We start from the raw sequence: 25,789 nt of genomic DNA, 5'->3' as shown, positions 1-25,789 counted from the left end.
TTACTTGAATTGCGTTAGGAAACGAAGATCGTTTTCGAAGAACATACGTAGGTCGTCTACTTTGTAACGCAACATCGCGAAACGCTCGACACCCATACCAAAGGCAAAACCAGTGTACTTCTCTGGATCAATACCAGACATTTCCAATACTTTTGGATGCACCATGCCACAACCCAAGACTTCCAACCAAGACTCTTCGCCTTTGCTGTTAGTACGCATAATGTCGACTTCAATTGAAGGCTCTGTGAATGGGAAATAACTTGGGCGGAAACGTACTTTTAGATCATCTTCAAAGAATACGTTTAGGAACTGCTGCAAAATACCCTTTAGATCAGCGAATGAAATATTTTCGTCGATCAGTAGACCTTCCACTTGGTGGAACATCGGCGTATGGGTTTGATCCGAGTCGCTACGGTAAACGCGACCTGGACAGATAATACGAATCGGCGGCTGGTTGTTTTCCATGGTACGCACTTGCACAGGAGAAGTGTGAGTACGAAGAACCGTATTCGGATTAAAGTAGAATGTGTCTTGCATCGCACGTGCTGGGTGGTGCGCAGGAATATTTAGCGCTTCGAAGTTGTGGTAGTCATCTTCGATTTCAGGGCCAGAGGCAACATCAAAACCAATACCACGAAAGAAGTTTTCAATTCGCTCCATAGTACGAGTAACCGGGTGCAAACCACCGATTTCTTGACCTTTACCAGACAAAGAAATATCGATTGTTTCAGTGGCAAGCTTTGCGTTCAATGCGGCAGCTGCTAGAGCAGTCTTACGCTCGTTCATTTTCTCTTGAACTTGCTGTTTTGCTTCGTTTACCAATTGACCGAACTTAGGTCGATCTTCCGGCGCAACGTTACCTAGTTGCTTTAGAAGCGATGTAAGAGCACCTTTCTTACCAAGGTACTGAACGCGCACCTCGTCAAGACCGGCCTCGTTATCAGATGCAGCTACCGCAGCTAAGGCGTCAGCAAGAATCTGGTTTAGGTTCTCCATTTCATACTCCAAAAAATAAAATAGGGGAAGAGCGTTGGCTCTTCCCCTATCAAAGACTGCTTGAGTGACAACACATTAAATGCATGTTCACCCTAGGCACTACGTCTCAATTAAGCCAAGCTTGCTTTCGCTTTTTCAACGATCGCAGCAAAAACTTCTTTTTCGTAAACTGCCAAGTCAGCCAATACTTTACGGTCGATTTCAATAGAAGCTTTCTTCAGACCAGCAATGAAGCGGCTGTAAGATAGACCGTTTAGACGAGACGCCGCGTTGATACGAGCAATCCATAGAGCACGGAATTGACGTTTACGTTGACGACGGTCACGGTAAGCGTATTGACCTGCTTTGATAACCGCTTGTTTCGCTACACGAAACACACGGCTACGAGCACCGTAGTAACCTTTAGCTTGCTTTAAAATCTTTTTGTGACGGCGACGAGCCTGAACACCACGTTTTACGCGAGGCATAATATAAACCCTTTAACTAGTTGTTGACTGAAAATATCGATTAAGCGTATGGAAGCATGCGAACGATCAATGGCTTGTCGCAAGATTTAACTTGCTGCATTGAACGAAGTTGACGCTTACGCTTAGTAGACTTTTTAGTCAGGATGTGACTAGTGAAAGACTGCTTATGCTTAAAACCGTTAGCGGTACGTTTGAAGCGCTTAAGAGCACTACTGTTAGATTTAATTTTTGGCATGGTAAAACCACTCTCGCATTCGTTAATGTTAAATGTAATAACAAGGGCTAAGCATAAAACTTAGCCGCTTTTATTACTTCTTCTTTTTAGGGGCCAGCACCATAGTCAATTGACGACCTTCCATTTTCGCAGCTTGCTCTACAACACCATGTTCTTCCAAGTCTTGTGCGACTCGATTCATAAGTTGCATGCCTAGCTCCTGATGGGCCATTTCACGACCGCGGTAACGTAGTGATACCTTGGCCTTATCCCCTCCTTCAAGGAAACGTATCAGGTTGCGGAGTTTTACCTGATAATCCCCTTCCTCCGTCCCTGGACGGAATTTCATTTCTTTTACTTGGATTTGCTTCGCATTCTTCTTCTGAGCAGCTTTAGCTTTCTTCTGCTCAAAGATATGCTTACCGTAGTCCATGATTTTGCAAACAATCGGATCTGAATCAGCAATCTGCACTAGGTCAAGACCAGCTTCTTGTGCTGCTTGTAGTGCTTCTTCAATCGAAACAACACCAATTTGATCACCATCAGCACCGATAAGGCGCACTTCGGTAGCTCGAATGTTTTCGTTGATTTGAGGACGTTGCTTAGCATTGGCACGTCCACGATTCATATTACCTTTTATAGCTCTATCTCCATTTGTTATTTACGACTACGGCGTGAGATGTCTTTTTGAAGCAACTCTTCAAATTCTTGAATACTCATCACACCCAGATCATCGCCAGTACGAGTTCTTACAGCAACTTGCTGGTTTTCGACTTCTTTATCACCGACAACGATCAAATACGGCACTCGTTGTAAAGTATGCTCGCGGATTTTAAACCCGATCTTCTCGTTTCTCAAGTCAAGTTTTGCACGAAAGCCTTTTAAATTAAGAGTTTTCTCTAAATTAGCACAGTATTCGGCTTGTCGATCAGTGATGTTCATTATAACAGCCTGCTCAGGTGCAAGCCAAACAGGGAACGAACCCTCTGTTTCCTCAATAAGGATACCAATGAAACGCTCTAAAGATCCAACAATAGCTCTGTGTAACATGACAGGAGTTTGACGTGACCCATCTTCCGCAACGTATTGCGCTCCCAGTCGAGTTGGCATTGAGAAATCAACCTGAACAGTACCACATTGCCATACACGGCCGATAGCGTCTTTCAATGAGAACTCAATTTTTGGACCGTAGAAAGCACCTTCACCAGGAAGCTCTTCCCAATCAAGCTGAGCTGAGTTCAGGGCATCAGATAAGGCTTTCTCAGCTTTGTCCCATACATCATCAGAACCTACACGCTGCTCTGGTCGAGTTGAAAGGCGGTAGATAATTTGATCAAAACCAAAATCAGCATATACTTCATGAAGCAAGTCAATGAATTCAGATACTTCATTTTGAATTTGGTCTTCTGTCACAAAAATATGACCATCATCTTGCACAAAGTTGCGCACACGCATAATACCATGTAATGCACCTGATGGTTCATTACGGTGACATGATCCGAATTCCGCCATACGGAAAGGAAGGTCACGGTAACTCTTCAGCCCTTGGTTATACACTTGAATGTGGCAAGGGCAGTTCATCGGCTTCACAGCGTAGTCGCGGTTTTCTGAATGAGTAGTAAACATGTTTTCATGATACTTACCCCAGTGACCAGACTTCTCCCACAAAACTCGATCAACAATTTGAGGTGTTTTCACCTCTTGATAACCATTATCAAGTTGTTTCTGGCGCATGTACTGCTCAACTGTTTGGTACAGTTTCCAACCTTTCGGATGCCAGAAGACCATACCTGGCGCTTCTTCTTGAACGTGGAACAAATCCAGCTTTTTGCCTAGTTTACGGTGATCGCGCTTTTCGGCTTCCTCGATACGCGTTAGGTAAGCCTTCAGGTCTTTCTTATCTGACCATGCTGTGCCGTAAATACGTTGAAGCTGCTCGTTACTTGAGTCACCGCGCCAGTATGCACCAGCAAGCTTCATCAATTTAAAGTGACGCAATACACGAGTATTCGGTACGTGAGGCCCACGACACATATCCATGTATTCCTCATGATGATACAAGCCGACTTCAGTAACTGAATCATCCATGTCATCGATCAACTGAACTTTGTAATCTTCGCCCCGCTCTACAAATTGAGCTCGGGCTTGATCGATGGGCGTCATTTTTTTGATAACGTCATAATCTTTCTTAACAAGCTCACCAATACGTTTTTCGATCGCCGCCATGTCATCAGGCGTGAATGGACGCTCGTAAGCAATATCGTAATAGAAGCCTTCATCAATTACTGGACCAATCGCCATTTTAGCGGTTGGGAATAACTGCTTAACAGCGTGACCTACCAGGTGGGCAAATGAGTGGCGAATAATTTCAAGGCCTTCCTCATCACGTCCCGTTACTAAGCTCACATCAGAGTCTTCAGTTATCAGCTCGCAGGCATCGACTAACTCACCATTGATTTTCCCTGCAACAGTAGCCTTTGCTAAGCCCGGACCGATATCCTCTGCAACCTGCATTAAAGTAACGGACTCAGCAAACGAACGCTGACTTCCATCTGGTAAAGTAATTACTGGCATTTGTTTCCCCTATTTTGGAGTCAGTGGTGCTCCGTACGTAAGAGCACGTGTAAATTTAAGCGCATTAACCTAACATTAATCGATTCAATTTGCGACCTTGTTAAATCCAACAAAACGGCTAATTTAAATGACTCTACAAAGTACACAAAAATCAACCTTTTTTTGTGCTTTTCGGCCGTAGACTTTCCCACCCAAGCGAGTAAAATGGCGCTCGTTTCACAACAACCGCTCCAGATTATTTTTAGGCCTTATGGATTACGAAGCAATTGACAAGTACTGCGTTGAGACAACTCAAGCAGAACCCGACCTTTTGTTGGAATTAGTTGAAAAAACTTATACCGACATGGGCTACCCGAATAAGTTATCGGGTCGCACAATTGGTCGCACACTTAAGTTGCTGGCAAAAATCCACCAACCTAAAAGAGCACTAGAGATCGGTATGTTCACAGGTTACTCTGCTCTTTCAATTGCAGAAGGCATGCCTGAAGACGGCCAACTCATTTGTTGTGAAACCAACCCTCGTGCAATTGAGTTTGCGCAAAAGTTTTTTGATCGCAGCCCTTTTGGCAGCAAGATCAACCCTATCTTTGGCCCAGCTTTGGATACCATCCAAACACTTGAAGGCCCACTAGATTTTGTTTTTATCGACGCCGATAAACGCAACTATCTAAATTATTATGAGGCCACTGTACAGCTTGTGCGGAGCGGTGGCCTCATCATAATTGACAATTCGATTTGGCAAGGACGAGTACTCTCTCCCGAAGAGAATAGCGATATCGCAGTGGACGCAATGAACCAACGTATCGCTCAAGACCCGAGAGTGGAAAATGTTCACCTCCACGTGCGAGACGGTTTAAATCTCGTTTTCAAGCTTTAAAACCCATTAATTTATTGCAAGCGCCCAGACATCGCCTCTTATAGGCGAGGTTGGGTACGCTTTTGCATTTGACTGTAAGAAATTCAAGAGGCAGGGATTTTGGTTGTTTTTAAAATCACAAATAATGTCACCGGAAAGCACTATGTCGGCACATCCTTCAATAGTGGCTTTCAGCGCTTTGAGCAATACGTTGAAGCGTCAAGTGAAGATCTAGACTATCCACTTTATGAAGACATCCGCACTCACGGTGCCGATGCTTTTTCAGTAGAAGAGCTATTTGAAACCAGCGACAAAGAAGAGCTATACGAGCTTGAACAAGACTACATTGTCATCTATAACGCTGAAAGCCTTCGCGGCTACAAAATTGGCCAAACCTCATCAAAAGCTAAAACCTTTGATTTTGGTAAAAAAGCCATGTTCGACACTAATGGCAACTCAACAGCTGAACCAGTAAAGAAACCTACTGCACGCAAAGCAGCCGCCACTAAAAAAACAGCTGAAATGCCGAAGGTCGAGCTCCCAAAGAAAGATTCCCCAAAACCAACTGTAGCTTCTTTTTTTGGTGAGCTAATCGGTGAAGATCGCCTTGACACACCTGCATCAGGACAGATCGAAGACCCAACTAAACCATCAACAATAAAGCGTAGTGCAAGCACAACAGCAAGCGCTAAAAAACCAACGACACGTAGTGCCAGCAACATTCAAAAAATGCTTCGCGAAGCAGAAAAGCAAGCGAAAGCGGAACGAGCAGAGCAACTTCGTAAACAACAAGAAGAGCAAGCAGATGAAATGGCAATGATTATGGCCAAACTTGATGTCACAGCCAAGTCTGCAAACTCAGCTTTCCGTCGTCGCAAAGGCTAAAACCGGACCGCATCCACCAGCAATCAAACCAAAAAAAACCTTGGCAACTCCTACGTTACCAAGGTTTTTTATTAACCAAATACACCATCTAACCACGTGCTTTCTTAAGAGTTTCAGCAATCATAAATGCCAACTCTAAAGACTGATCTGCATTCAGGCGAGGATCACAATGGGTATGATAACGATTAGCCAGATCGGCTTCCGTTACCTGAAAAGCGCCACCTACACACTCAGTCACGTTTTGCCCTGTCATCTCAAAATGCACGCCACCTGGGTAAGTCCCTTCGGCCTTATGCACTTCGAAAAACTGCTGCACTTCACGCAACACATCATCGACTTTACGAGTTTTGTATCCCGTGCTGGCTTTGACCGTATTGCCATGCATTGGATCACTACTCCAAACCACCTTTTTACCCTCACGCTCAATCGCACGAATCAGGTCAGGCATACCATCAGCAACTTTGTCAGCCCCCATGCGAACAATGACATTTAAGCGCCCTTCTTCGTTATTTGGATTCAAAATATCGCATAGACGAATTAGATCTTCAGGATCCATTGATGGCCCTGCTTTGACGCCAATTGGGTTATGAACGCCACGCAGAAACTCCACATGAGCACCGTCAATTTGACGCGTTCGGTCACCAATCCAGAGCATATGAGCAGAACAGTCATACCATTTGCCTGTTAAACTATCCTGGCGAGTGAGCGACTGCTCATACGGTAGCAACAATGCCTCATGAGAAGTGTAGAAAGAAGTCTCTTTGAATTGAGAAGTTCCCGCACCCAATCCACACGCTTCCATAAATTGCAGTGCGTCATCGATCTTATCTGCAATAACTTTATAACGCTCACCTGCAGGGCTCGCACTAATAAAGTCCAAGTTCCATTGATGCACTTGATGCAAGTCTGCAAAACCGCCCTGGGAGAAAGCACGCAGTAAGTTCATAGTCGCAGCACTTTGGTTATAAACTTTCACCAAACGCTCAGGATCCGGGATACGAGCAACTTCATCAAACTCAATACCATTGATGATATCCCCACGATAGCTTGGTAACTCCACACCATTAACAGTCTCTGAGCCAGAAGATCTTGGCTTAGCAAATTGACCAGCCATTCGCCCAACTTTAACAACGGGACACTTCCCTGCGTAAGTCATCACTACAGCCATTTGCAGCAACACTTTAAAAGTATCGCGAATGTTGTTCGCAGCAAACTCCGCAAAGCTTTCTGCACAATCTCCACCTTGCAGTAAGAAAGCATCGCCTCGGGCAACTTGCGCAAGGTCAGATCGTAACTGACGCGCTTCACCCGCAAACACCAAAGGCGGCATTTTAGCTAAAGTCTGCTCAACACCCAATAACGCCTCTGCATTTGGGTACTCCGGTTGTTGCAAAGCCGTTTTCTGACGCCAGCTCTGTACGTCCCATGAATTAGGCATTTATACCTCTTGTTATCATTCTCACACTTACGACAGTTAGCGGGCAACAACCCACAAAATCTGCGCATCTTTTTGGGATAAAGACACAACGATGTGACCCATTGTCGCATCGTAATACACACTATCCCCTTCATTAAGCTCTACTGGCTCATAGAACTCAGAATAAAATACCACGCTACCCGATAAAACCAAGAGAAATTCTTCTCCATCGTGACGCACCCACTCCTTAAATTCCGAGAAGCTGCGAGCTCTGACGATAGTCTTAAAAGGCACCATTTTTTTACGGCTAATGGAATAGCTGAGCAATTCATGCTCATAGGTAGCCGTTGGATGGGGCTCCCCCTCCCCAGAGCGTGTAATATCTCTTCGACCAGCCATCGAGTGCTCTTGCGCCTCTACAAAAAGCTGCGGGAGATCCATACCAAGCCCACCAATCAACTTCTGCACAATTGCAAAACTCGGGGATACTTGATCGTTTTCAATTTTCGATAAAGTGGAGCGTGCGATACCTGTTCGCTTACTAACTTCTTCTAACGTCCAACCTTTCGTCAGACGAATCTCTTTGACCCGCTTACCAAGCTCAAGCGGCTCAACAAAATGATCCGGATCAGAAGCGGTTGCAGTCTCTAATGAAGGTCTACTTACCATCAATCATTTCTCCTTTACGCTTCGCAAGTTTACTAAAATAAACTCTATTGACCCATAGGATATCCGACCCACTGCTTATCAAAAAGCACAAAAAGCCCGACATGCGAGCTTTTAGAATCAAAGTGTTAAAAATCACTTAATCAATGACTTCATAGTCGGCAAACAGCGATTTAAATCAAATCCTTTTTCTACCACCTCACTGAAAAGCTGATTAAAACTAGCTTTATCATTATGTCGCGCCAATACCCACAGAACCGACGATCGAGTACCTGTACGACAGTAGGCGAACACCTTATCTTTGGATTGAATCAGATCATTTTGAATGGACACTTCAGCCGACGAAAGCTGATTTAAGTTAATTGGATTATATACGTATCTCAGGCCAGCACTTTCTACTGCTGATTGAATATCCTCACTCGAAGGCTGGTCTTCAGACTCACCATCAGGGCGGTTATTAACCACCACATCAAAACCAAGTCGCTTCAATTCAGGAATATCTAGCGGTGAAACTTGAGGCGAAACAGAGTATTGAGGAGACAATTCCGTGATCTTCATAACTATACAACCTTTAATCTATGAACGATAAAGCACTTTAATAAGATGAAAACCAAACTTTGTTTTCACTGGTCCCTGAATCTTTAACAAAGGACCACCAAAAACAGCCTTATCAAAAGGCGCAACCATATCTCCTTTACGAAACTCACCCAAATCCCCACCCTTCTTACCAGAGGGACAAGTGGAAAACTTCTTAGCCAATTGATGGAAGTCAGCCCCTTTGTCGAGCTTAACTTTAAGTTGTTCCGCTTCTTGTTTTGTCTTAACTAATATATGACAAGCACTTGCTGTCGCCATTATGACCTCTTTCGTGACTCATTTTAAACAATCACAACAAAAGCTGTGCTACATTCAGATAGTATAACTTGTTTAGCCTAAGAGGATAGTATGGAGCTAACGCCATCTTCGGAAGAGTTATCGATTCTATTAGTCGAACCATCTTCCACTCAACAAAAAATAATTCAACAGGCACTTGAAGAGACAGGCGTTCGCCATCTGTACTTCGCTGACTCTGTTAAGTCAGCTATATACGCGATCAAGGAAAACGAGCCAGACCTCATTGTTTCTTCGATGTATTTACCTGACGGTACAGCCGAAACACTCGTTACTTTAGTCAAAAAACACCCCGATACAGAGCATATACACTTTATGCTAGTATCAAGCGAACGTAACCGTGAGCAGCTTGAGACTTTAAGACAAGCAGGTGTCATCGCTATCCTGCCAAAACCTTTTGATATAAAAGATCTTCGTAGAGCCATCAACGCAACACTTGACCTAAGCATTGAGCAAGAAATTGATTTAGAGCTACTCGACCCTCATGAAATGCAGGTTCTCATAGTGGATGATAGCCGCCTCGCGCAAAAACATATCACCAGGGTCTTAGAAAGCATGGGGATCACCAATATTGATGTTGCCGCCAATGGTGCTGATGCCATCACACTTATGAACGATGAAGCCTACGACCTTGTGATAACGGATTACAATATGCCTGAGATGGACGGCATTGAATTTACTCACACCGTAAGAATGACCGAACACCTTTCTCATATCCCCATCCTGATGGTGGCATCTAATGCAGACCAACCACAATTAGCCAATATCACCCAAGAAGGCGTTGACGCCATATGCGACAAAGTCTTTGAGCCAGAAACTCTACGAGTGCTATTACATAAGATTCTCGACTAAAAAAATGGCCCGCTTTGAGCGGGCCACTTACATTTAATGAAATTAGTAAAGCATCAAACAAATTTACATCAACGAATCATCTAACAAAGCGTCTACGACAGGGACATTAGCCACTGGAAAGTGATAATTAGCAAGATCGGATACAGGCACCCAAGCCACTTCTTGACCTTCTTTCCCATGTGCTTCCCCTGAGAAATCCGTGACTTTGAAAAAGTGCAGTTCAACAGATTTATCCGGGTAATCATGCTTAATAAGCTTGAAGATCTGTGAATCAATTACCTCGATCCCACACTCTTCTTGCAACTCACGTTCTAACGCAGCTTGAGGCTCTTCATCGATTTCGACCTTCCCTCCTGGAAACTCCCAGCAACCGCCTTGATGCTTATCATGCGGGCGTAGCGCAATGAACACCTGCTCATTACGCATAATGACGCCTGCGGCAACTCGAATAACCATTAAGTACGGTACTCTGCGTTAATTGTTACGTATTCATGGGAGAAATCAGTTGTCCAAACCGTATCTGAAGCATCACCTGCACCAAGATCCACGACAATATGAATCTCTTCGGGATTCATTGCTGCTTGACCCGCTTCTTCACTGTAATCAGGAGAACGACCGCCCTCACGAGCAATTTTGCAACCATTAATAGACAAAGAAACTTTGTCAACGTTTAGATTCTCAACACCAGCACGACCAACAACAGCCAAGATTCTGCCCCAGTTTGGATCTGATGCAAATAACGCAGTTTTAACAAGTGGCGAATGCGCAATCTCAAATGCGGTCTTAGTTGCATCTGACTGAACCTTGGCACCCTTCACTTCTACTGTGACAAACTTAGTCGCCCCTTCCCCATCGCGAACAATGGCATGAGCAAGCTCTTGCATAACCTCAAGAAATGCCTGAGCAAACTTAGCACCCTCACCTTGTGTAAGGTCAGAAATAACAGGGTTAGCAGCCTTCCCCGTTGCCACAGCGATACAGGAGTCATTAGTCGAAGTATCGCTATCGATGGTAATCCTATTAAAACTCTGATTTGTTGTTTGAGCCAACAACGCCTGCAAAGCAAGAGGATCAACAGCAGCATCCGTGAAAACGAAGCCCAGCATAGTCGCCATATTTGGACGAATCATGCCTGCACCTTTCGAAATACCACCAATGGTGATGGTTTCACCCGACAGCTCGATTTGACGGAAAGCACCTTTGGGCAAGGTATCTGTTGTCATAATACCACGCCCTACATCCTCCCAACCCTCTGAAGTAAGAGAAGTCAAAGCATTTGGCAAAACACTGGTAATTTTAGAGACTGGCAATGGCTCACCAATCACTCCAGTTGAGAATGGCAACACTTGCTCAAGAGCCACTCCCGTTAGATTCGCTAGCGTCTCACAAGTATGCAAAGCATTTTGCATACCTGATTTACCCGTACCAGCATTTGCATTACCAGTATTAATCACAAGATAGCGAGGCTTAGCCTTGGCGAGATGCTCGCGACAAACTCGAACTGGCGCCGCACAGAACTGATTCTGTGTGAAAACACCCGCTACCGCGGAGCCTTCGGCCAACTCAAAGACAACAACATCTTTTTTGTTTGCTTTTTTTATACCTGCTTCCATTGCCGCAAAACGAACACCTTCAATCGAAGGGATCACAGGAAAAGAACCTAATCCAACTGCCATATTGGCCTCTCGCTCTAAACTAAATGACTAAACTAAACTAAACTACCGTGACACTGCTTGTATTTCTTACCTGATCCACAAGGACACGGTTCATTACGACCTACTCGAGGCACATCACCCGCTTGACTTGCAGACGACTGACTGTCGGTAGAATCAGACACATTAGTTGTTACTGTTGTTTTAGCAGCCTGCTCACGACGAGCCGCCTCGATCTTTTCAGCCTCTTCAGCCGATTGTACTTTTACACGAGTAACAACTTGAATGACTTCAAACTTAATCTGCTCAAGCAAACCCTGGAACAACTCAAACGCTTCACGCTTGTACTCTTGTTTAGGGTTTTTCTGAGCATAGCCACGCAGGTGAATTCCTTGGCGCAACATATCCATTGTTTGAAGATGCTCTTTCCAAAGCGTATCAAGAACTTGCAAAAGAACCTGCTTCTCAAAGTTACGAAGCCCTTCAGCGCCCGCAACCGCTTCTTTAGCCTCATAGTCATCTACAAATGACTGCAGAATCTTTTCTCGCAGCGGCTCTTCATACAATTTTTTGTCTTCTGCCACCCATTGTTGAATCGCTAACTCTAAGCCGAATTCATTACGGATGCGCTCTTCTAAACCTTCAAGATCCCATTGATCAAAGATACTTTGTGGTGGGATGTATTCATCGATTAAGCCCGCCACAACTTCTTCACGCATAGACTGAATCGCTGCTGACAAATCATCAGAAGACATCATGTCGTAACGCTGACGATAAATTACTTGGCGCTGATCGTTTGCAACATCATCGTATTCAAGCAATTGCTTACGAATATCGAAGTTACGCCCCTCTACCTTACGTTGAGCTTTCTCAATGGCATTTGATACCATTTTGTGCTCAATCGCTTCACCTTTCTCCATCCCCAAAGCCTGCATCATTTTCTTGATACGCTCAGACATAAAGATACGCATTAGATTATCTTCTAGAGATAAGTAGAAGCGAGAGGAACCGACGTCACCTTGACGACCCGCACGTCCACGAAGCTGATTATCAATACGACGTGACTCGTGACGCTCAGTACCAATAATGTGAAGACCACCCGCAGCCAGCACCGCCTCATGACGAGTTTGCCAATCCGCTTTCAGAGCTTCTTTTTGCTCTTCAGTTGCATCTTCACCTAGCTGTGACAACTCAACTTGTAAGTTACCACCTAAAACGATATCTGTACCACGACCAGCCATATTGGTCGCAATAGTAACTGCACCTGGACGACCAGCTTCCGCAACAATATCTGCTTCACGGTCATGCTGCTTTGCGTTCAATACATTATGCTTAACGCCTTTTTTCTCTAAGAACCCAGACAACAGCTCTGAGTACTCAATCGAAGCTGTACCCACCAAAACAGGACGACCATCTTGGACATTTTCTTCAATGTCTTTAACAATCGCTTCAAACTTTTCTTCCGTTGTCATAAAGATTAAGTCGTTAAAATCTTTACGCTGAACGGGGTTATTAGTTGGAATAACAATGACTGACAGTGCATAAATTTGCTGAAACTCAAATGCCTCAGTATCTGCCGTACCCGTCATACCAGACAGTTTTTCATACAAACGGAAATAATTTTGGAAGGTTGTCGATGCAAGCGTCTGACTTTCTGCCTGAATTTCCACACCTTCTTTTGCCTCAACAGCTTGGTGAATACCTTCAGACCAACGTCGACCAGCCATTGTTCGACCAGTGTGTTCATCGACGATGACAACCTGACCACCTTGTACGACGTAATCAATATTTTTCTTGAACACAACATGTGCACGCATACAAGCGTATACATGATGCAGCAATTGCAAGTTGCTGGCCGCATAAAGGCTGTCACCTTCTTCTAACATACCTTGTTCTACCAGCCATGCTTCAACAAACTGGTGACCAGCTTCTGTTAGTTCGACATTACGTTGAGATTCATCAAACGTGTAATGACCTACTTCTTCACCTTCTTCCTCTTGTTTAACCAGCAATGGTGCAAGGGCATTAATTTTGCGGTACTGCTCGGAGCTATCCTCCACTGCACCCGAAATAATAAGCGGCGTTCGCGCTTCATCGATCAGAATCGAGTCAACTTCATCGACAACAGCAAACGCCAACTCACGCTGCATACGGTCTTCCATACGGAACACCATATTGTCTCGAAGGTAGTCAAAACCAAATTCATTATTCGTTCCATAGGTAATATCAGACTGATAGGCAGCACGCTTCTCTTCTCGATCTTGTCCTGCATATACGACACCAACACTCATATCAAGAAACTCGTACAAAGGACGCATCCAGTTAGCATCACGTCGAGCCAAGTAATCGTTCACCGTAACAACATGTACACCTTTACCAGTTAAGGCATTTAAATATACTGCCAAGGTTGCAACCAGCGTTTTACCTTCACCCGTTCGCATTTCAGCAATACGGCCATCGTTAAGCACCATGCCACCGATCATCTGCACGTCAAAATGACGCATCCCCATCACACGGCTACTTGCCTCACGAACGGTTGCAAAAGCTTCTGGCAAAAGAGAGTCCAGAGACTCGCCCTTAGCCAGACGCTCCCGAAACTCAGCTGATTTAGCCATCAAATCATCATCGGATAATTGCTTATAAGAATCTTCTAACTTGTTGATTTGAGAGACGACTTTTTTATAGCGCTTTACTTCTCGGTCGTTTTTTGTACCGACAATTTTTTTAATGACTGTTCCGAACATTTTTCACACAACTTAATATTTGAATGATTTAGAGTCTAACATGGTAGATAGCTACAAAACATGAATTATCAAGCCCTTATAACGAAAAAAGCCAGACATATGTCTGGCTTTTTATGTTATTGCTCAATAACTATGCAGTTGCAGCAGATTCCGTGAAGGAAATTGGGTTTAATGATTCATCCTCTTCGAATGTAACATACTCCCAAGCGTCTTGATGCTGTAATAGCTCAAGCAGCAATTTATTATTTAATCCGTGCCCTGATTTAAATGCTTTATACTCACCGATCACACTATGACCCAAAAGATATAAATCACCAATCGCGTCTAGGACTTTATGGCGAACCAACTCATCACGGTAACGCAGACCTTCGCTATTGAGAACACGATAATCATCAAGCACTACGGCATTTTCCATATTAGCGCCACGTGCAAGATTATTATTTTTGAAGTACTCAATATCCTTCATAAAACCAAAAGTCCGGGCACGAGAAATTTCTTTCACGAAGGTCGTTGTTGAAAAATCGACCGAAGTAAACTGCACTTCCTCGTCAATAGCTGGGTGCTGAAAATCAATAGTGAATGACAAACGGAAGCCATTAAATGGCTCTAAAGATGCGTATTTGTCACCATCTTCAACTCGAACAGACTTCTTAATGCGAATAAATTTCTTTGCAGCATTCTGCTCTTCAATACCCGCAGACTGAAGAAGAAAAACAAAAGGGCTAGCACTGCCATCCATTAGAGGCACTTCGCTAGAACTCAGCTCAACATAAGCATTATCAATACCTAGACCAGCAAAAGCAGACATCAGATGCTCTACAGTACTTACTGTAACCTCTCCATCACGCAGCGCTGTCGCAAAATTAGTAGTACCTACCGCTTGAGCTGTACCAAGAATTTCTACAGCTGGCTCTAAGTCTGTACGCACAAAAACAACACCCGTATTAACAGGCGCAGGTTTAAGTGTTAGATAAACTTTTTCGCCGGAATGCAAACCCACTCCGGTAGCGCGAATAATGTTTTTTAGCGTGCGCTGACGTACCATTATATTCCTACAATATGATGACAGTTAAAATTTGTCGGCATAATACCAACAACCATCGTTTTATACAATTAACCAAACCAATGCTGCGCATTTTTTACGCAAAGCAAAGTATCAATCCGCCTGACGTCGAAGAAACGCGGGAATATCAAGGTACGACAATTTGTCTTCTGTTGCTTGAGAAGCCCCATTATCACCTGCTTTACTATCTGCCTTTGGAGAAACTGACTCAGCAGCAGTATGAGCGGGCTCCGCTTGAGGAGGCAATGTATTAACAGGCACAGCTACCTCAGGTTTCTGCTCAACTATTTTTTCAGCCGCTGCGTTTGACTGCGGCACAGAAGTAGAAGAAGCAGTAGAGGTTAACGAAGAGCCGACGGCAGATTGTATTTGCGCCATGCCACCCTTACCTTCTAGCCCTGTCGCTACAACTGTTACACGCATCTCTTCACCAACACTTGGGTCAATAGCACAACCAATTACGACCGTTGCATCTTCAGAGGCGTATTCTTCAATGATATTACCCACCTCGGTAAACTCAGAAAGACCCACTTCATCGTTTGCAGTAATGTTAACAAGTACGCCACGCGCACCTTTAAGGTTAATATCCTCTAGCAAAGGATTATGGATTGCAGCCTCAGCAGCCACTCGGGCGCGTTCTTCACCTGTCGCCGATCCAGACCCCATCATCGCCATCCCCATCTCTTTCATAACGGTTTGAACATCGGCGAAGTCAACGTTAATCAGGCCAGGACGCATGATCAAGTCAGTAATACCTTGCACTGCATTCAACAAGACATTATTTGCCTCACCAAATGCTTTCAATAACGAAATATTTTTACCTAGGACGGGAAGCAATCGCTCATTAGGAACAGTAATCAAAGAGTCAACATTGTCACGCAGCTCTTTAATACCTTCATCCGCAACTTTGGCTCTGCGACGCCCCTCAAACGGAAACGGTTTAGTTACCACAGCAACTGTAAGAATACCAAGTTCACGAGCTACTTTAGCAATGACCGGTGCTGCACCTGTACCAGTACCGCCACCCATACCAGCAGTAATAAATACCATGTCTGCACCTGTTAGCAGCTCAGTAATCTTCTCTTGGTCTTCAAGAGCAGAGTCACGGCCAATATTAGGATTGGCCCCCGCCCCAAGACCTTTAGTAACCGTAGTACCTAACTGCAAGGTAATTCCAGAGTCTAAGCCGATAAGAGCTTTAGAGTCCGTGTTCGCGCAGATAAATTCAACGCCATCAAGATTACTTTCAAGCATATGCTTAACAGCATTGCCACCACCACCGCCAACACCAACTACTTTGATGACAGCATTGTCGGATAAATTTTCTTCAGCTAAATCAAATACGTTCATAGACATGGGCATTAAGCTCCTATAATTCTGCTGTCATTCCTGACTAAATATAACTTTGAAACCAATCTTTTACCTTGTGCCACGCCTTCGCTGGACTGAAAGCAGGCTTGGCCTCACCGTTCGCCACTTCGGGCAGAAATTTTTTATTAGGAGCTCTTGAGCTGATAGGAGAATCACTCATATCAGGCACAGGCACTCCAGATCCGGCAAACTCTAACAAGCCAATTGCAGTAGAATAGCTCGGATTATCAATCATTTCATTGAGCCCACTTGCGACTTTGGGAGACGCAATCCTTACCGGCATATCAAAAACACGCTCAGCAAGGGCTTCTGCGCCCTCCATCAACGAGGTCCCCCCCGTTAAAACAATGCCAGCTGGAATACGCTCGGCAAAACCACTGCGATTCAATTCGTCTAGCACCATTTTATAAACTTCTTCGTACCTTGCTTCGACAACTTCTGCAAGCGCATGACGCGAAATGGACCTAGGCTTACGGTCGCCAACACTTGGCACCTCAATACGCTGATCTGCTGAAGCCAAACTTGACATCGCGCAGGCATATTTAATTTTGATATCTTCGGCATGGAACGTTGGCGTTCTTAATGCCATCGAAATATCGTTAGTGACTTGATCTCCAGCAATTGCAACCACAGCGGTATGATGCATTGCACCATCCAACCAAACAGCCAAATCTGCGGTACCAGCGCCGATATCGACCAGACAGACACCAAGATCTTTTTCATCTTCACTTAAGCAAACTTGACTCGATGCCAACTGTGATAAAACAACTCCATCAACCTCAAGACCACAACGTCGAATACACTTCTCAACATTCAAAACCGCATTGGCCGCGCCAGATACTAAATGAACATTTGCTTCAAGACGAACCCCTGACATACCTAAGGGGTCTCGAATACCTTCTTGAGAATCAATATTAAACTCTTGAGGCAAAACATGCAGCAAACGTTGGTCAGAAGAAATCGGTACGGCCTGAGCCGCATCAATCACACGCTCAATATCTTCAACGTGGACCTCACCATCTTTCACTGCAACAATACCGTGAGAATTCTGACTCCGCACATGACTACCGGCCACACTCACATAAACCGAGTGAATGTTGCAACCAGCCATCAATTCAGCTTCCTCAACTGCTCTTTGAATAGATTGCACAGTAGACTCAATGTTGATCACAACGCCACGCTTCATGCCTTTGGCGACATGAGTACCAACACCAACGACTTCCATTATGCCATCAGCACTTTTTTCACCTACAACACAGGTGATTTTTGAAGTACCAACGTCTAATCCAACAATCATAATTTTCCTAGAAACCCTTAAAGAAACCCACTACTGTTCAAAAAAGCAACAATCAGACCAACTTTTCACTCTTCTGGAAGCCATTTTACAGCCACACCATGAGGATAACGCGCATCCACCGAAGCAATTCGATCTATTCTACCCGATAAATCGCTTTTATACACGGCCACAAAGCGCTGTAATCGCTCTAAAACCGTATCTCTGCCTAGCTTCACTGACACACCATTGACGAATGAAATCATCCAGGCACCACGGCTTTCGAGCTTCAAACTGGCCACTCTCAATGACGTCGTAGAGAGCATTTGACTAATGAGGATAAATTGATCCAATACAACATGCTCAGTATCCAATGGGCCGTAGAGCTGAGTAAGAGGCAAGTCTAAAGCACCGTTTGGCGAAATAACTTTCCCATCAGCGGTAATAATTTTCCCATCATTCCAGTATGCAACGGGTTTGTGCTCATGAACCTCAATTCGTACAGTATGGGGCCAGACTCTGCGTATTTGAGCGGACTCAATCCAAGCAGGCTGCTCCGCCACATACTTAAGCGCTTGCATTGGCTCAGTGAATAAACCTAATCCAATCAAACGATTATAACTTTTTTGAAGAGTTTCGCGGTCAGCATATTGTAAATCTCCTACTACTTCGACCTTACGAATATCAAACATTGGAGCACTGCTAGCCACTTGATCAGGATTTTCCTGAAAAAGCGCAAACACAATTAATAAAACCGCCCCAATAAATGCAGCCGTTCGCATCACTTTAGCGAGCCCCTGTAAAATTCTGCCATGCTTTCTCTGCAATCATTTCTACTAGCGCGTCGTAATTAATTCCAGCATATGCCGCCGCCATAGGGACTAGGCTATGGGATGTCATACCTGGTGATGTATTTACTTCAAGCACGGTAAACCCACCTTCAGCATTTTGCATGACATCCACACGCCCCCACCCTTCGCAGTTCATCGAACGGTAGGCTTCTAGCGCCAAAGCCTGCACTTCAAGCTCCAGCTCTTCAGAAAGACCACATGGCAATAGGTACTGGGTATCGTCCGACAAATATTTAGCGTCATAGTCATACAGCTCATGACTTTCAGAAGGCTTTAAGCCAATCGGCGCATAAGCAACATCATCAATAATTGTGACAGTAAATTCAGGGCCCGATACAAATTCTTCTACCAATATATCTGAGTCATATCGCTTAGCATCCTCAAGCGCTTTCGCCAACTCAGAGGCATTGTGCACTTTACTAATACCTATGGTTGATCCCTCTCGAGAGGGCTTAATTATCAATGGATAACTCATTTCCTTGTTAATCTGATCAACGTTGGGAGTATCAGTGAAACAAATATAGTTGGGCGTTGGTATACCAAGGCCCTGCCAAAACTTTTTAGTCAGCGCCTTATCCATTGCAAACCCAGAAGCCAATGGACGACTACCGGTATATGGTTTCTCAAGCATATCCAACAACGCCTGAACACGGCCATCCTCACCTTCACCACCATGCAGTGCTATGAAAGCAAACTCATAGGAAGCCTCTAGCAGTTGCTTCACTGGATCCCTTTGACCATCAGCGCCATACAAGTCAATTTTAACAACTTGATAGCCTCTGTTTATTAAAGCTTGAGCAACACGCTCACCACTTTCAAGAGACACTTCTCGCTCAGCAGAACGACCGCCGTAAATCACAGCAATCGTTTTATTTTTTAAAAGCTCCATTCCTACACACCCTCTGCCGCAAGCTTTTTAGAAATAGAGCCGATATCACCTGCCCCCTGAGTAATCAACAGGTCATCTGGGCGCAGCACATTGGCTAGGATGGCTCTTAAATCATCGGTTCCGCTTACATGGATCGGATCAACAGAACCTCGCTGACGGATACTACCGCACATAGATTTGCTATCAGCCCCATTAATTGCCGTTTCTCCAGCTGAATAAACATCTAACAACAACAACACGTCCACTTCAGATAACACTTTCACAAAATCTTCATAGAGGTCGCGGGTACGCGTATAACGATGCGGCTGATACACCATCACCAAGCGTTTCTTGGGCCAGCCTGCACGGATAGACTTAATGGTCGCCTTCACTTCACTCGGGTGGTGACCGTAGTCATCTATAAACATAACTTTGCCACCAGCAGGAAGAGAAAGGTCGCCTTGTTCTTGAAAACGTCGACCCACTCCCTCGAACCCCATTAAGCCTGCCTGTATTGCAGCCGCTTCCACACCTAGATCTGTCGCTACTGCGATGGTCGCCAAAGCATTCAGAATGTTATGGCGTCCAGGCATTGGCAAACGAATCCGAAGCGGCTCACCTTCGGGACGATGTGCTAAAAACTCACAAAAACGCCCTTTTTGTGAAATCTCCGTCGCATAAAAATCAGCAGGCTCATCAATGCCATAAGTTAAAACTGGACGACTTAACTCGGGCATGATCTCACGAACATTCTCATCATCGACACATAAAACGGCCAAGCCATAGAATGGTAGATTATGAATAAATTCTATAAAGGTACGCTTAACCTGTTCAAAATCACCATTGTAAGTGTCCATGTGATCTTCATCGATATTGGTGACAATCACGGTCTGTGGCTGCAAATGTAAAAACGACGCATCACTTTCATCGGCTTCTGCCACCAGATACTTACTGCTACCTAACTGCGCATTGGCTCCTGCACTGGTCAAGCGACCACCAATAACAAATGTTGGTGTTTCATCTGTCGCAGCCAAAATGGATGCCATCAAACTAGTAGTGGTGGTTTTGCCATGCGTCCCAGCAACGGCTATGCCGTGTCGATAGCGCATCAATTCAGCCAACATTTCCGCACGTCTAACGATCGGAATTCGATGCTCTCTGCCCCACTGAATCTCTGGGTTGCTCGCATCAATTGCGCTGGAAACGACAATAACATGAGCGTTTTTTACGTTTGACTCTTGGTGGCCAATAAAGATTTCCACACCCAATTTAGCCAAACGATCCGTCGTTACTGAAGCCTTCATATCTGAGCCGCTTACGTTGTAACCCTGGTTACATAGCACCTCGGCAATACCTGACATACCAACACCACCCACACCGATAAAGTGGATATTTTGAATACGGCGCATGGTAGGGATATCGTAGCGAAATTTTGCTTCCATCATTCTTTTATTAACCTTATGCAATGAGACACCACGTTTCGTGTAGCGTCTGGGTGGCCTGCTTGCTTAGCAGACACCGACATGTTTTGTAATTTTTCAATATTCCCAACAACCTCAGCCAAACAGGCATTTAAAGCATCTACATTTAAAGTAGGCTGAGGCATTAGATATGCAGCACCCTTAATCTCTAAAGAGCGCGCATTGGCAGTTTGATGATCATCAATAGCATGTGGATACGGAACCAAAATTGAAGGCAGTCCGGCAATAGCAAGCTCACTGACTGTCATCGCTCCAGAACGGCACAGTACAATATCAGCCCAATAATATGCTTGGCTCATATCATCAATGTAGGCATCCACACGCGCTTCAACGTTGTGCTTTTTATAATCCTGTACGACCGACTCATGAAGTTTAGGACCAGTCTGATGCCAAACATCAAGGCGAACCCCATGTGACCACTGCTCTAGTAGTGTTGGCACTACATCATTAATAGCTTTAGCACCTAAACTGCCGCCTACAACCAACAACTTCAAAGGCCTCGCGCTGTCTTTCCTGGGCTCTCGACTCTGCTGAGATAAAATATCACTCCGCACAGGATTCCCTAGCGTCAAGCCATCTTGAAGAGCCCCCTCAAACCCTTGCATTTTCAATTTTGCAATTTTAGAGAGCAGCTTGTTAGTGGTGCCAGCAATAGCATTTTGCTCATGGATTGCCAGTGGTATTCCCAGCATTTTGGCTGCAACACCACCTGGTCCCGCAACAAAACCACCCATCCCTAAGACTAAATCTGGTTTTTCATTCCTAAGAATGGCAATCGCTTGACCAATTGAATTAGCTATACGCCACGGTGCCATCACCAAACCTGCGAACCCCTTTCCACGCACTCCTTTAATTGAGACCGTTTTCAAAGGAATGTCATACTTAGGAACAAGAGATTCCTCCATACCACCAGCAGAGCCTAGCCAACAAACATCCAAACCTAAACGCTTAAATTCAGCTGCACACGCCAGTGCTGGGTAGATATGTCCACCAGTACCGCCAGCCATCAACATTATTTTACGGGGTTTAGACACTTAAGCTTCCTCTGCAGTAACGGGAGATTTAGACAACTCTGTAACAGGGTCTTGACGACGATTTTCTATATCGACTCGCGCTACGACAAACAAACTGGCCAGAGTAATGATGAGACTACTACCACCGTAGCTAATAAGTGGCAGTGTTAAACCTTTGGTTGGCAAGAAGCCGGTGTTTACGCCAACATTGATGATGACTTGAGCCAAAATCAAAATCGCAAAACCAAAGCACATATAACCTTGAAATAAGCGCCCTAATCGCATGGCATGTTGTCCTACTTTAAAAACACGAGACAACATCAAACCAAAAGCGACCAACAACACAAGCCCTCCCAGCATACCAGTTTCTTCTACCCAGATAGAGAACACAAAGTCAGTATGGGCTTCAGGCAAATAGGCTAACTTTTGAACACTATTACCAAGACCTAAACCAAACCACTCACCGCGGCCATAGGCGATTAGCGCCTGAGAAAGCTGGTACCCATCATTATACGGGTCTGCCCAAGGGTCGATAAAATTCATGAGCCGCTTTAGTCGATAACTCTCTGATACGGCCACAACACCAAGTGCAGCCACCACAGCGATCACAAGACCAATAAACTGGTAAATGGGCGCACCAGCGATGAATAGCAGCGCAATCACCGTTCCCACTAATACCACCGATGCTCCAAAATCAGGCTCTAGTAATAAGCAAATGAGAAACAAAAACGACACGACCATCGGCATGCCTGAACCTACTAATTGCTGCCTAACACGATCAGCTCGTCGTACCAAATAGCCAGATACATAAACAACCATACAGACTTTAGCAACCTCTGAAGCCTGCAAGTTAAAGACCACCAAGTTAATCCAACGACGACTACCGTTAACCGTTTTACCGATCCCCGGCATCAGCACCAAAATCAGCAACAACAACGAGAACATCATAAGTGGCACACCCCACTTATGTAGCGTTTCTGTCGGAATAGACATCATGAAATAACCAAAGCCCAAGCCAATCACCAGATAGATCAGCTGCCGAGCCATGAAATAAAAAGGGTGGCCGTATTTTGTCTCCGAAAGAAAGATTGAAGCACTCGACACCATGACAATCCCAAGCATTAATACGCACGCAACTGATGCTAATAAAATAGGATCAGCATTACGAAACTCTTTAATTGAGATAGGCTCTAGGATTGCTCTAATGTTCATAGTTGGTTAACAAGCTCCTGAAAATGCGTACCACGGTGCTCAAAACTCTTGTATTGATCAAAGCTTGCGCAAGCAGGAGAAAACAAAACTATGTCACCCACCTTCACATTACTTCTAACCGAGTCAATCACCTCAGAAAGATCTTGATAATGTGAGCATGGCGTATCAGTCGGAATAATGTCTATGATCCGATCAGCATCTTTACCGAACACATAAACTTGCTTGACGTATTTTTCAATGACTGGTGCCAAAGGAGAAAAGTCTGCTCCCTTGCCCACACCGCCCAACAACAAATGGATAGACTTTGCTTTACTGTCGCCAAGTCCTTCTAATGCAGCCAATGTTGCCCCAACATTAGTACCTTTAGAATCATTAATGAATACCACACCATCTAGCTCACGAACTGTCTCGCAACGGTGCGGCAATCCGGCATACTGCTCGAGAACGGCAACGACTTCTGGCGCGTCAACAGGGAGCCCCATCACGTCCAACATGGCTAAACATGCCAACACATTGGCGTAATTATGCTCTCCCTTTAAACGAACATGTTGGGTATTTAGCAAACGTTTCACGCCATGACACAACCAAGTACCTTCATCATCTTTTAGCAATCCAAATTCTTTTAGGTCTGGCATCCCTTTTGTGAAAGCACGCACCGGCGTATTTTGGGCAAGCAGCGGCGCGGTCAGGATGTCCTGCTTGTTACACACTGCAGCTTTACAGCCTCTATAAATACGCTGCTTGGCTCTTTGATAACTGTATAAGTCATCATAGCGATCCATATGATCTTCAGAGACATTTAACAAGCATGCTACATCGGCCTGAAGATGGTGAGTCGTTTCAAGCTGAAAACTAGACAGCTCCAGCACATATATATCAGCCTGATCCTCTAATAGGTCCAATGCTGGACGACCAAGATTTCCGCCAGCAACAGACTTTTTGCCCAGCGCCAATAGTAATTCATTAAGCAGGGTTGTTACGGTGCTTTTCGCATTGGAGCCTGTGATCGCAACAAATGGAGCCTGAACATAATCACGAAACAAATCTATGTCGCCTCGCATCTGCACGCCTTGGGCCGCAAGCTCTTTAAGAATAGGAGTAGACAGTGCGATGCCGGGGCTCACAAAAAGCTCCGTTACACCGAGCTCTTTAAGCGCATCTAGACTGCCCGTATAAATTCGATCCTCAGGACAGATGGTTTTCACCTGCTCTAAACCTGGAGGATTTTCACGGGAGTCTACAACAAAGAAATCCAAGCCTTGTTTGGCTAAAAAGTTAGCGGTCGAAACACCGCTGACACCAAGACCGACTACTGCACGAATGCGATCTGATGAGATTAGCGACATGGTAGACTACCTCACCTTCAACGTTGCCAGTCCAACCAAGACAAGGCAGACGGTAATAATCCAGAAACGCACAATGACCTTCGGCTCCGCCCAACCTTTTAACTCAAAGTGATGGTGTATCGGGGCCATACGGAAAATTCGGCGTTTGGTTAGCTTATAAGATGCGACTTGCAGTATCACAGAGACCGTTTCCATTACAAACACGCCTCCCATGATAAATAAAACCAGTTCCTGACGAACGATCACTGCAATCACACCTAACGCAGCACCCAGCGCCAACGCCCCCACATCACCCATAAACACTTGAGCAGGGTATGTGTTGAACCACAAAAAGCCCAATCCAGCACCAACTAATGCCGCACAGAATACAATCAACTCACCTGTTCCATGCACATAAGGAATCAACAAGTATTCCGCGAATTTAATGTTACCTGTTAAGTAAGCAAATAATCCCAACGCACCACCGACCAAAACTGTCGGCAGTATTGCCAAACCATCTAAGCCATCTGTTAAATTAACCGCGTTACTCGTGCCGACAATGACAAAATAGGTAAATACAACAAAGAATATCCCCAGAGGAATGGCTGCATCTTTGAATAGAGGAATAAGCAACTCTGTCTCAGCAGGTGTTGAAGCGATTGAATACAGATAAATAGCTGCGGATAAGCCAAACACACTCTGCCAGAAGTACTTCCATTTCGCGGGCAAACCTCGAGAATTTTTCTCTACCACTTTACGATAGTCATCTACCCAGCCCACGGCACCAAAGGCAATCATTGTCAGCAAAGTCACCCAAACATATGGGTTAGTCAGGTCACCCCACAGTAACGTACTAATGGCGATCGAAAACAGAATCATTACCCCACCCATGGTCGGGGTTCCAGCTTTGCTCAAATGAGATTGCGGCCCATCATCACGCACCGCCTGTCCAATCTGTAAACGCTGCAGCAAACGGATCACTTTGCCGCCAATCAGTAAAGAAATAAACAATGCCGTCAACACACCTAGGATCGCTCGCAACGATAGGTAGTTAAAGACGGTAAAAAACGTAAAGTATTTGCTAAGATAAGCCGTTAATAGCAGTAGCATGGTTATGC

25 protein-coding genes are annotated in these 25,789 nt (G+C 44.8%); 3 read left to right on the top strand and 22 right to left on the bottom strand.

Annotation, left to right across the window (positions count from 1 at the left end):
* From pheS to thrS, 5 genes are all read right to left on the bottom strand, one after another.
* Nucleotides 1–996, bottom strand: a complete 996-nt coding sequence (gene pheS, locus ACXAC1_RS15320; RefSeq protein ID WP_199463422.1) for a phenylalanine--tRNA ligase subunit alpha — start codon at nucleotides 994–996, stop codon at nucleotides 1–3.
* Nucleotides 997–1,106: 110 nt separating this feature from the next.
* Nucleotides 1,107–1,463: a 50S ribosomal protein L20 gene (gene rplT, locus ACXAC1_RS15315; RefSeq protein ID WP_133559386.1), complete on the bottom strand. Its 357-nt coding sequence runs from the start codon at nucleotides 1,461–1,463 to the stop codon at nucleotides 1,107–1,109.
* Between the two features lie 40 nt (nucleotides 1,464–1,503).
* Entirely contained in the window at nucleotides 1,504–1,698 is a 195-nt protein-coding gene (gene rpmI / locus ACXAC1_RS15310; protein ID WP_055464289.1) for a 50S ribosomal protein L35, read from the bottom strand.
* A gap of 73 nt (nucleotides 1,699–1,771) precedes the next feature.
* Nucleotides 1,772–2,305, bottom strand: a complete 534-nt coding sequence (gene infC / locus ACXAC1_RS15305; protein ID WP_475062576.1) for a translation initiation factor IF-3 — start codon at nucleotides 2,303–2,305, stop codon at nucleotides 1,772–1,774.
* 29 nt (nucleotides 2,306–2,334) lie between these two features.
* On the bottom strand, nucleotides 2,335–4,251 hold the full coding sequence (thrS, locus tag ACXAC1_RS15300; protein WP_475062574.1) for a threonine--tRNA ligase: 1,917 nt from the start codon (nucleotides 4,249–4,251) through the stop codon (nucleotides 2,335–2,337).
* 250 nt (nucleotides 4,252–4,501) lie between these two features.
* Between thrS and ACXAC1_RS15295 the strand changes: the two genes are divergently transcribed.
* Nucleotides 4,502–5,128 carry an O-methyltransferase gene (locus ACXAC1_RS15295; protein WP_475062572.1) on the top strand — a complete coding sequence of 209 codons (627 nt, stop codon included), beginning with the start codon at nucleotides 4,502–4,504 and terminating at the stop codon, nucleotides 5,126–5,128.
* A gap of 99 nt (nucleotides 5,129–5,227) precedes the next feature.
* Nucleotides 5,228–5,992, top strand: coding sequence for a GIY-YIG nuclease family protein (locus ACXAC1_RS15290; RefSeq protein ID WP_475062570.1), 765 nt, complete (start codon nucleotides 5,228–5,230; stop codon nucleotides 5,990–5,992).
* 88 nt (nucleotides 5,993–6,080) lie between these two features.
* Here the strand turns inward: ACXAC1_RS15290 and ACXAC1_RS15285 are convergent, their stop codons facing one another.
* The 4 genes from ACXAC1_RS15285 to ACXAC1_RS15270 form a co-directional block, all read right to left on the bottom strand.
* On the bottom strand, nucleotides 6,081–7,430 hold the full coding sequence (locus ACXAC1_RS15285; protein WP_475062569.1) for a class II 3-deoxy-7-phosphoheptulonate synthase: 1,350 nt from the start codon (nucleotides 7,428–7,430) through the stop codon (nucleotides 6,081–6,083).
* A 36-nt stretch (nucleotides 7,431–7,466) separates the two neighbouring features.
* Nucleotides 7,467–8,078 carry a helix-turn-helix domain-containing protein gene (locus ACXAC1_RS15280; protein ID WP_475062568.1) on the bottom strand — a complete coding sequence of 204 codons (612 nt, stop codon included), beginning with the start codon at nucleotides 8,076–8,078 and terminating at the stop codon, nucleotides 7,467–7,469.
* Nucleotides 8,079–8,210: 132 nt separating this feature from the next.
* Complete coding sequence (locus tag ACXAC1_RS15275; protein ID WP_475062566.1) at nucleotides 8,211–8,633, bottom strand: protein tyrosine phosphatase family protein; 423 nt, start codon at nucleotides 8,631–8,633, stop codon at nucleotides 8,211–8,213.
* Between the two features lie 18 nt (nucleotides 8,634–8,651).
* Nucleotides 8,652–8,930: a peptidylprolyl isomerase gene (locus tag ACXAC1_RS15270; RefSeq protein WP_475062564.1), complete on the bottom strand. Its 279-nt coding sequence runs from the start codon at nucleotides 8,928–8,930 to the stop codon at nucleotides 8,652–8,654.
* A 90-nt stretch (nucleotides 8,931–9,020) separates the two neighbouring features.
* On the opposite strand from ACXAC1_RS15270, the gene ACXAC1_RS15265 reads away from it, so the two are divergent.
* Nucleotides 9,021–9,818 carry a response regulator gene (locus tag ACXAC1_RS15265; protein ID WP_475062562.1) on the top strand — a complete coding sequence of 266 codons (798 nt, stop codon included), beginning with the start codon at nucleotides 9,021–9,023 and terminating at the stop codon, nucleotides 9,816–9,818.
* A 63-nt stretch (nucleotides 9,819–9,881) separates the two neighbouring features.
* Here ACXAC1_RS15265 and mutT read toward each other — a convergent pair whose 3' ends face one another.
* From mutT to mraY, 13 genes are all read right to left on the bottom strand, one after another.
* Nucleotides 9,882–10,274 (bottom strand): 8-oxo-dGTP diphosphatase MutT, encoded by a 393-nt coding sequence (mutT, locus tag ACXAC1_RS15260; protein ID WP_475062560.1) that lies wholly within the window; start codon nucleotides 10,272–10,274, stop codon nucleotides 9,882–9,884.
* Nucleotides 10,274–11,494 carry a bifunctional glutamate N-acetyltransferase/amino-acid acetyltransferase ArgJ gene (gene argJ / locus ACXAC1_RS15255; protein WP_475062559.1) on the bottom strand — a complete coding sequence of 407 codons (1,221 nt, stop codon included), beginning with the start codon at nucleotides 11,492–11,494 and terminating at the stop codon, nucleotides 10,274–10,276. Before argJ ends, mutT begins: the two co-directional genes overlap by 1 nt.
* Before the next feature lie 32 nt (nucleotides 11,495–11,526).
* Nucleotides 11,527–14,214: a preprotein translocase subunit SecA gene (gene secA / locus ACXAC1_RS15250; protein ID WP_475062558.1), complete on the bottom strand. Its 2,688-nt coding sequence runs from the start codon at nucleotides 14,212–14,214 to the stop codon at nucleotides 11,527–11,529.
* A gap of 130 nt (nucleotides 14,215–14,344) precedes the next feature.
* On the bottom strand, nucleotides 14,345–15,259 hold the full coding sequence (gene lpxC / locus ACXAC1_RS15245; RefSeq protein WP_475062556.1) for a UDP-3-O-acyl-N-acetylglucosamine deacetylase: 915 nt from the start codon (nucleotides 15,257–15,259) through the stop codon (nucleotides 14,345–14,347).
* 111 nt (nucleotides 15,260–15,370) lie between these two features.
* Entirely contained in the window at nucleotides 15,371–16,627 is a 1,257-nt protein-coding gene (ftsZ, locus tag ACXAC1_RS15240) for a cell division protein FtsZ (protein WP_475063844.1), read from the bottom strand.
* A 43-nt stretch (nucleotides 16,628–16,670) separates the two neighbouring features.
* On the bottom strand, nucleotides 16,671–17,945 hold the full coding sequence (ftsA, locus tag ACXAC1_RS15235) for a cell division protein FtsA (protein WP_475062554.1): 1,275 nt from the start codon (nucleotides 17,943–17,945) through the stop codon (nucleotides 16,671–16,673).
* A gap of 65 nt (nucleotides 17,946–18,010) precedes the next feature.
* Complete coding sequence (locus tag ACXAC1_RS15230) at nucleotides 18,011–18,703, bottom strand: cell division protein FtsQ/DivIB (RefSeq protein ID WP_475063842.1); 693 nt, start codon at nucleotides 18,701–18,703, stop codon at nucleotides 18,011–18,013.
* 4 nt (nucleotides 18,704–18,707) lie between these two features.
* A complete protein-coding gene (locus tag ACXAC1_RS15225; protein WP_475062552.1) occupies nucleotides 18,708–19,661 on the bottom strand; it encodes a D-alanine--D-alanine ligase in 954 nt (317 codons plus the stop codon).
* 2 nt (nucleotides 19,662–19,663) lie between these two features.
* Nucleotides 19,664–21,085 (bottom strand): UDP-N-acetylmuramate--L-alanine ligase, encoded by a 1,422-nt coding sequence (gene murC, locus ACXAC1_RS15220; protein ID WP_475062550.1) that lies wholly within the window; start codon nucleotides 21,083–21,085, stop codon nucleotides 19,664–19,666.
* Nucleotides 21,082–22,155 (bottom strand): undecaprenyldiphospho-muramoylpentapeptide beta-N-acetylglucosaminyltransferase, encoded by a 1,074-nt coding sequence (gene murG / locus ACXAC1_RS15215; protein ID WP_475062548.1) that lies wholly within the window; start codon nucleotides 22,153–22,155, stop codon nucleotides 21,082–21,084. The genes murC and murG overlap by 4 nt, the downstream gene beginning before the upstream one ends.
* Entirely contained in the window at nucleotides 22,156–23,346 is a 1,191-nt protein-coding gene (gene ftsW / locus ACXAC1_RS15210; RefSeq protein ID WP_475062546.1) for a putative lipid II flippase FtsW, read from the bottom strand.
* Nucleotides 23,343–24,692, bottom strand: a complete 1,350-nt coding sequence (murD, locus tag ACXAC1_RS15205) for a UDP-N-acetylmuramoyl-L-alanine--D-glutamate ligase (RefSeq protein ID WP_475062544.1) — start codon at nucleotides 24,690–24,692, stop codon at nucleotides 23,343–23,345. Before murD ends, ftsW begins: the two co-directional genes overlap by 4 nt.
* A gap of 6 nt (nucleotides 24,693–24,698) precedes the next feature.
* Entirely contained in the window at nucleotides 24,699–25,781 is a 1,083-nt protein-coding gene (mraY, locus tag ACXAC1_RS15200) for a phospho-N-acetylmuramoyl-pentapeptide-transferase (protein ID WP_133559366.1), read from the bottom strand.
* Nucleotides 25,782–25,789: the final 8 nt, after the last annotated feature.

The sequence above is a fragment of the Marinomonas sp. AWM4_232 genome (assembly GCF_056158325.1).
Note: the sequence above shows the minus strand (reverse complement) of the source record. Positions and strands in the feature narration are given on the sequence as shown.